Here is an 8226-nt window from a genome sequence, read left to right on the forward strand (position 1 = left end):
TCATTGCTCGGCTTGCAGCCGCAACGAAACTCTAGCTGTTAGCGGCTGCACTTATATCCTGTCGTGGGTTAGTTAGCATTTTCGTTTGCTTGTCTGTCCTTTAGTAATTGTCGTGCCGCCTCAAGTGCCTCGGGAACGTATTTATTTGCAGTTACTATTTCTGTTAAGGTCTCTGCTGAATAACCGTCATATTTTTGTTTGAACTTTTTTACTACTTCTGTAAATCTTGCTTTGTCAATTCTCTCTCGTTCTTCTGGTGTCTGCTTTGATGCTAAGTTGTCAACCATAAATTCGTTTACCCTTTTAAAATTTATAATGTAAGCAAGAAGTCCTGCCCAAAATGCAGATGGTTGAAAACCTATGATCAAACTGCCAATGCCAAAACTTGATGTTGTTTGCAAAGCGGAAAAAATCACAAGATTAAAAAGTCCTACGGCAACTGTCAACCCAAAAGTGTATTTGTAAAATTGTCGGAGAAAAAAGTAAGTCGAGAAGTTAATGCCAATTGCTCCAAAAGCTATGTAATGTTTTATTGTCAACTCATAGTCATAAGTAACTCCTGCCATAACTACTGTCCCACGAACTGCTGTAATAATTGCGTCAATGCAATAAGCTGTCAGCAACAAAAGTGGAAGTATTTGTCGTTGTTGTTTTAAAGTCGTCAAAAGTTGTTGTCTCGTCATTCGTTTTTTGCTTTGTCGTTTGAGTTTGCACTTTCGTCATAGATTAGCCGCTAACGGTCGGGTATTTGCGAAGGCTGGGGATTAGAAGTACAAATGTTCAAATTTAGCACAAATGTTTATTAGAATTCCGAATGTTCAATTTAGCACTGAACCCGCTTTTTTGCAAAACCCCTGTTATGCCCTAGTGCCTTTTTTCACTTTATTTTGTCGCATAAATTACTTCGTCATTTAGTATTTGTAAAGCTTCTTGTTCTTTGTAATAAGCTTCTGCTCTTAATTTATTTGCTTTAAGTGCCAAATCATTTATTTCTTGCATTACTTCTTTTTGTTTTAAAATTGGAATTGGTATTTCTGCTAAATGATGAGCCTCAATTTCGTCTATAACTGCACCATATGTTAGTTTCTTTATAAGTGCTTTTCCAAATTCTGAATTTAACCAAATGTATAAATAACCTGAAATTGTATCATCTTTGGGAACAACTCGTAAAACGTGTTCAGATAAAGCCCAATTTTCCCAATGCTTTGGAATTAGTTGAGTTTTCCCAATAGTACCACTTCGTGTAATTGCAATCATATTTTCTTTTACAAGCAACTCTTCAATTCTGCTTTTATGAGTAGTTTTTGATAAGTATTTTTTGTCATTTGGATTTAACTCTAAAATTTGTTTTCCCCCTAGAAAAACTACTCCATTCTCATTTTCAACATAATTTCTAGTAAATCTTCCTGCTTGGAAAATCGCAGAAGTTATTTCTTTGTCATCCAAACGTTTTATTGTTGCACCTGCATCAAATAAACAGTCAATAATATTCATTACAACTGGGTTGTGATAAGAACCATCAAAACGATTATTCAATAAATCTAATCTTACACTAAAAGTTTTTACTTCACTTTCTGTATCGTAATAGTTTGGTTGTAAGGTGTCAAACGAAGGCAGTTTTAAAGCATCAACTAAAAGTTTTTCAGCTTGATCTATGAGTGCATTTGCTTGGTCTCTCAACTCAAAAGAGTTCATAATTAAATTATGAATTTTCTCTTTTATCTCTTTGCTTGGATTTGGAATTGATATTTTGACAATATGTTCAGGTTCAATTTGTTTAATTACAGCACCATATATATTACTTTGAACAATAGAAATGCCAACTTCACTTTTAAAATAAGCATATAAATAACCAGCATAATCTTTAGGTATAATCCTTATTGCGTGCTCACTTACTAAATGCTTTTCTAAAGAATTATTAACTAAAGTAACATTTCCAATAGTGCCTGACCTTGAAATTAACAACCAACCTTTTTCTAATGAAAATTGAGAAATATTAGTTGTTTTTTTAGAAAAGAATTTTATCGGATTTGGTTTTAATTCCAACATTTCTGAACTTCCCAAAAAGCCGATAATATCGTCACTATTACTTTTTTTTACATAATTTCTTTTGCCACGACCACCATAAAAACAATTTTCAATAAAGTCAGCAACAAATTTAATTTCCCATTTACAGTTTTTAAGAATTTCCTTTGCCTTTCTAACTTCAACATTGTAAACATTAGCTTCAAAGCGTAGCTTTGAAGCAATGATTTCATCGATACTGATACTTGCATATTTTAATGTTTCTACCATTGTATTCCTTCTTGTTTTTTCCAACGACTAAAAATATTTGGAACTTCTTTTGTTTGGTCGTCTAATTCGGGTTCATCAAATGTTTCAATATCTCCGTTTTCATTTATTATTGTTCTTTCAAAATAAATTATTTCTCCATTTTTATCTCTCTTTAATAAATCTTGCCCTCTTTTATCGTGTCCAATTTTTTCAACCAATGACATAAAAATATTGTAACTATGAAATGGTTCTCTTTTTTCTTCTTCTGTTTTCTTTTGAACTATTAAAACAGAACATTGCGTTCCTGTTGAAGGTTGAAAAGTATCTTGGTGCAAGTCAATACTTGCGATAATATAACAATTTTTCAAAAGCCATTCTCTGATAAATGTTTTGCCTGGACTTCCTAAAATACTGTCAGGTAATACAACTGCTAATCTTCCTTTTGGTTTTAAAAATTGAACACACCTTTCAACAAATAATTCTTCTGGTGACATTGATTTACTTGTACCCGAAATTTCGTATTGGCTTAATATTGTTGGGTCTTGAATTGGTATTTTGCTCCCAAAAGGTGGATTTGTAACGATTACGTCAAACAAAGCAATATCTTTTATACTCCTAATTTTAGAAGCATCAATATTAAATCTTTCTGCTAATGTTTTTTTGAAGTCTAAATCCCACTCGTGTGGTGGAAGTAATGAATTGGCACGAAGAATATTACCTGCACCATCATTATTCATTACCATATTCATTTTGGTTGCCTTTACTAAATCGGGGTTTATGTCAAAGCCAAAAAAATGTTTACTCGCAATTTCTTTTATTTTATCGTTTGCAGTTTGCTTTTGTACATCACTCCACTGTTTTTTTGGTTTTCCTAATGTTTTTTCAAGTTGAATTTCAATTTGATTGATTACATAATTCATAGCTTGAACCAAAAAACCTCCTGTCCCACAACTGCTGTCTAAAACGGTTTCGCCAATTTTTGGTGCAACCATTTCAACAGTCATTTTCATAACATTTCTTGGTGTAAAAAATTCTCCTCTGTCACCTCTTAAATTTGCACCTACAATTTCTTCGTAGGCTTTTCCTTTAACATCAATATTTGTATCTAAAAAACTATATCGCTGTAATTCTCCCACAACATAAGCAATAGTTCTTGGCGATAGTTTTAATTCATCGTTTTGCTCAAAAATTTGCTTTTGTTTTTCTTTGACTTTTGTAAAAATCTTTTCTATTCGTTTTTTTACTGTTACTTGTCCGTCAGGATTGTTTCTTTCTTTGGTTGAAACAAAAAATTCAGGTTCTTCAAATAAATTTCTTTCATCTTCAATTTTGCAGAAAATTATTTTTAGAAGTTCAAAAAAAGCTACTTGTTTTTGAGGTCCATCAATGGCATAAATATGATTGTGGCATTTTTTAAAAGCATAAAGTAAATTGTCGCCACTAGCTTTTTGTTGTTTCTTTCTGCTTGGTCTGTCAATTTCTTCAATAGGTGTATTGTAAGAAGGAATGTCAATATAATCGTAAAACTCAATTTTGCCTTTGTCGGTTGTACTTTTTCTATATACTTCTTTGTCTTTACCATTTGTCCACATTCCCCACTCACAATTTCCGCAAGCCTGCATATAAGATTTCAACTGTCCAACTCCATCTTTTTTGTCGTTTGGACTTATGTTTTCTTTCTTACACTCAATAATAAGAATAATATTCTCCTGTTTAAATTCTGTGCAGTCATTTGGAAAAATTGCAATATCAACTCGTTTGTTTGCCGAACCAACTTTAATAGGAAACTCAATTTTAATAAGTCCTTTTGGATATTGGTGTTCGTTTACAAGTCGTTTTTCAATATTCTGTCTTACATATTCTTCGGGTGTGTCATTTCTGAAAATACCGTCAATGTAATCTCTCAATTTTCCCTCTGGAACTGTTATGACTTGTTTATTTTCTATCATTTAATTTGTCTGTTGTTTGTTATTGTACGGTCGCTCGTGGCATTGGGCATAACTAGTAGATATACGAAAGTTATTGCGTTTTTAACATATTGTATCTACTTTGCGAAAGTACAAACAAAAAAACATTTTGCAACTTTTTTTATAAAAAAAAATTGCAAGAATAAAAATGAGAAGCAAGAAATTAGATGCAAGAGGTTAGAAACAAGAGGTTAGAAACAAGAGGTTAGAAACAAGAAATTAGAAGTGGGAGAACGAAAAAAAAGAAGTTTTAAAAAAAACTTTCATGAGTGGAGGCTGACTATTGGAGGTTGCCCCGCATGAGGGATAGAGCAAGGCACCATGTGCTCGTGATAGCCCGACGGCAAAAAAAGGAAGCCCCGCCTGAAGGGTTTGGGGCGTGGGGGCTTTCTTTTTTTTGGCGGCATGCCCTTATACCAAACACTCATATAAAATAGCCCAATCTGCTAGCTCTTTTTCTCCAAATATTTCACAAAAAAATAATTACGTAGCCCAGCTATGAAAAGATTTTTATAAAATCTTGAAAAAAAATAGCATTGCATTTTTAGACTATTTTATATAAGTGTTTGGTATTATTTTGATAATGTGGTTTTTTTGTTTGATTTTTTGTTGTTTATTATCTAAACATTGTGTGCTTTTGTAAGGCTCGATTAGGATTTTTTTTCTCGAATGGTGTTTTTATAAAATCATATTGTCGTAAGGGATTAAAACCGGGTACCCTTTGGACTTGAAATAGGCTGCGGGATTTTGACGGCAAACTACCATTACAAAATCGCCACCCCAGGCACCTAAACTTTTGACAACTCCGTCAAAATCGGCAAAAAGATATTCTTTTACGGTTTGGATTTCTAAAATAGTGCTCATCAGATTTTCGTGTTTTTCGAGTAAATTTGCAAAGTGATTCAAATCGTTTGCTTCTAATAGGCTTTGGGTTATTTGGTTTATTTTTGGCACTTCGTCGTCTAAATCGTGTTGTTTTTTCCTATAATTGGCAATGGCTGTTTTGCTGCTTTGTTTTTGATTGAGGTATAAAAAATATATATTGGCTGTAAAATGGGGTCGAAAAAAAACGGGGGTTACTTTTGGGTTTCCGTGTTGTAATTCATATACGATAGGCTGTTTGTGTTTGGCACAAGCAATATCGTAGCCACTGCCTCCAAAGCTATTTTGTAGTAATAAATAGGCGTCTGTTTGTGTCCATTGTGCTATATTGTTTATCAAAGTTGACGAGGTGCCAAGTCCCCAATGTCGTGAAAATGTAAGGGTAGTGTGTACTTCGTACCCGTTTTTTTCTGACAAAAAAAGTGGATTCAACTTATAGGCTTCGTGCAAGATGGCCAACAAGGTTTGCTTGATAGATGGCTCGCTGTTGGCATCGGCTTGGGAGTTGATGATGGCTTCAAACGGCAGTATGTCTTGGAACCACACACTGTTATCTGCATCAAAACTTGTCCAAATGATTTGGGGTTTAGGGATTGTTTTTACATGTAAAAATTGCCCCATTTTGCTAGGCAATGCCAGTGCTTTTGCTCCATCGAGCACCAGGTATTCGGCCGTTAGTAACAGTTTGCCATGGCTATAAAATGTTTGTTCCATGTTATTTTTTTGTTCTAATTTCGTTGATCAACGCCACAACAGCTGCGTGTGAAATGGCATTTTTAGCAAAATAGGTTTTTATGATTTTACGTTCTTCGACGGTGGTTTCAAATTGATTTAAAATATTATTGAGGTGCATTTTCATGTGGCCAGCCTGAATGCCCGTGGTTGTAAGCGACTTTAGTGCTGCAAAATTTTGAGCTAAACCTGCCACGGCCACAATTTGCATGAGCTCTTGAGCCGAAGGGTTTTCGAGCATGGTATGGGCCAATTTGACTAGAGGATGCAAGGAGGTAAGGCCTCCAACGGTGCCAAGAGCCAACGGAATTTCGAGCCAAAACCTAAAAATGCCGTCTTCTATTGTGGCGTGAGATAAACTGGCATATTGCCCTTTTTTGCAGGCAAATGCGTGTACACCAGCTTCTACGGCTCTAAAATCGTTGCCTGTTGCTAGCACAACTGCATCTATGCCATTCATGATGCCTTTGTTATGTGTAACGGCTCTAAATGGTTCTATTTCTGCAATTTGAACTGCTTGTACAAATTTTTCGGCAAATTCTTGTGGGTTATCAATATTTTTTTCGGCTAAATTTGCCACAGCACAACTTACTTCTGCCCGAACGATACAATTTGGAACATAATTTGACAAAATACTCATGATAACATCCAAAGTATTGTTGTTGGAATTTATTTGGTCGTCTGATTGAAATTCTGATAATAAAGTTTTTGAAAACTGCTCTAAACACGAGTTGATAAAATTGGCCCCCATGCTGTCTTTGGTATCAAATGTGGCATGAAGTTGGTAGTAATGAGCCATTTGCTTCGTTTGGTTTTGAAGTTGAATATCCAAAATACCGCCACCTCTTTTTTGCATATTATGGGTAATCAATTGGCAATCTTCAAAAAAACGGGGTTTGATACGTTCAAAAAACAATTCTAAATCTGTGGCATTACCCGAAAAAGTAAAATGCACCTGACCTATTTTTTCAGTATCTAGCACAAATGCTTTGAACCCGCCACGTGTGGCCCAAAATTTGGCTGCTTTTGCTGCTGCTGCTACTACAGAACTTTCTTCGATTACCATGGGAATAGTATATAACTTATTGTTTATCAGAAAGTTGGGTGCTACACCAAGTGGTAAATAGAAATTTGAAATGGTGTTTTCTATAAACTCGTCATGCAGTTGTTGGATGTCCAAATCGGAGTTCCAATATTGTTTGATGATTTGCGAAGCCTCTGCGGGATTTTCAAAATAGGTTGTAGCAATCCATGCTACTTTTTCGTTTTTGGTCCATTTAGAAAACCCACTAACTGTATTTTTCATTTTCATTCATTATTAAAAAAATTGCCGCACAAAGATAGTTTTATTTTTAATACCAAGTTTATAGTGTATGGCTTGTAATACTTTTTGATGCTACGTTTTGTAATTTTTGGCCAAAATTTTTCATGAAAAATAAGCTTTTGGCTCCTACCCTATTGCATCTCATAAAGCCGCTATCTGAATAGTTTTTTATGTGTTTATTACTAAAAAATTTACAAAACGGTTTTATTGTGGCTGATAAAAATGGATGGATTGGCCAATTAGTTTCCATTTGCCTTTTATTTTTTCTAATAATCGTATTTCGTACGAATAACTTTTAATGCCGTCTGAGGAGGTTGAAACTTCGTCGTGACTTACCCAAGCTATATTTTTTTGGATATTGAATTTATAATTTTGATGTATGGCACTTCCCCCCTTGCCTACCCATTCGAGGGGTGGATGTAGCATGGTATAAGGATCTATATCCATAGTTTTGCCCTCTGTGGTAGAAACGATGATGCGACTATAGGGTTTTATCGACCAACAATTGGCATGGGCTTGAACATCTCCAGACCTCCATGTTTTGCCTTCTGTTTCCAATAGTTTTTGGATGGCTTTTGCTTCGTGCTGGTAGGACTGAGCCCAAACTATTTGTGATAGAACGGACAAAACAATTACTAAATATAATTTTTTCATAAATATATAATTTTTATTAAACAAAATCTTATTTTTATTAAATAATTAAACCCAAAAATTTAAAATCGTTTTTGTAAGGCCATTGAATCGAGTCCCAAAATTTTATCCACACTTAATCATGACTTCAAAAATACAATAAAAAAAGCCTCCCTAAATATTTTGTATTAGGTTTTTTTATAAATGCCATTAAAACTAAGCAACTAATTCAAGTCAATATCAATGAAAAGGAGCGTTTAAAAAGTGTAACCTTAATATTAATTTACTTTCAACACTTTGATTATCAGTGCAATATAAATATTATGCAAAATTTAACATATATTTTGTTTAATTTATTTTGATATTAGTTAAACAATAATTAATTTTATAACCTCAAATCATTAACCCAACTTGCCG

At 34.0% G+C, this 8226-nt stretch carries 6 protein-coding genes; all 6 read right to left on the minus strand.

Annotated elements, in window-relative coordinates:
• Positions 1–68: 68 nt before the first annotated feature.
• The 6 genes from B0A58_RS08800 to B0A58_RS08825 all read right to left on the minus strand — a co-directional run bounded on the left by B0A58_RS08800 (position 69) and on the right by B0A58_RS08825 (position 7833).
• Positions 69–683: a hypothetical protein gene (locus B0A58_RS08800; protein WP_133063103.1), complete on the minus strand. Its 615-nt coding sequence runs from the start codon at positions 681–683 to the stop codon at positions 69–71.
• 199 nt (positions 684–882) lie between these two features.
• Complete coding sequence (locus B0A58_RS08805; RefSeq protein ID WP_089080756.1) at positions 883–2295, minus strand: restriction endonuclease subunit S; 1413 nt, start codon at positions 2293–2295, stop codon at positions 883–885.
• Positions 2289–4223: an N-6 DNA methylase gene (locus B0A58_RS08810; protein ID WP_185740245.1), complete on the minus strand. Its 1935-nt coding sequence runs from the start codon at positions 4221–4223 to the stop codon at positions 2289–2291. The genes B0A58_RS08805 and B0A58_RS08810 overlap by 7 nt, the downstream gene beginning before the upstream one ends.
• A gap of 696 nt (positions 4224–4919) precedes the next feature.
• Entirely contained in the window at positions 4920–5837 is a 918-nt protein-coding gene (locus B0A58_RS08815) for a GYDIA family GHMP kinase (RefSeq protein WP_089080757.1), read from the minus strand.
• Position 5838: 1 nt separating this feature from the next.
• Positions 5839–7161 (minus strand): hydroxymethylglutaryl-CoA reductase, degradative, encoded by a 1323-nt coding sequence (locus tag B0A58_RS08820; RefSeq protein WP_089080760.1) that lies wholly within the window; start codon positions 7159–7161, stop codon positions 5839–5841.
• Between the two features lie 222 nt (positions 7162–7383).
• Positions 7384–7833: an endo-arabinase gene (locus B0A58_RS08825; protein WP_089080758.1), complete on the minus strand. Its 450-nt coding sequence runs from the start codon at positions 7831–7833 to the stop codon at positions 7384–7386.
• Between the last annotated feature and the right edge of the window lie 393 nt (positions 7834–8226).

The sequence above is a fragment of the Flavobacterium branchiophilum NBRC 15030 = ATCC 35035 genome, from assembly GCF_002217205.1.
Lineage (GTDB): Bacteria > Bacteroidota > Bacteroidia > Flavobacteriales > Flavobacteriaceae > Flavobacterium > Flavobacterium branchiophilum.

Bases quoted from the DNA above. Each gene is read 5' to 3' on its own strand.
- B0A58_RS08800 (WP_133063103.1), bottom strand. From the start codon at position 683: ATGACGAGACAACAACTTTTGACGACTTTAAAACAACAACGACAAATA.
- B0A58_RS08805 (WP_089080756.1), bottom strand. From the start codon at position 2,295: ATGGTAGAAACATTAAAATATGCAAGTATCAGTATCGATGAAATCATT.
- B0A58_RS08810 (WP_185740245.1), bottom strand. From the start codon at position 4,223: ATGATAGAAAATAAACAAGTCATAACAGTTCCAGAGGGAAAATTGAGA.
- B0A58_RS08815 (WP_089080757.1), bottom strand. From the start codon at position 5,837: ATGGAACAAACATTTTATAGCCATGGCAAACTGTTACTAACGGCCGAA.
- B0A58_RS08820 (WP_089080760.1), bottom strand. From the start codon at position 7,161: ATGAAAAATACAGTTAGTGGGTTTTCTAAATGGACCAAAAACGAAAAA.
- B0A58_RS08825 (WP_089080758.1), bottom strand. From the start codon at position 7,833: ATGAAAAAATTATATTTAGTAATTGTTTTGTCCGTTCTATCACAAATA.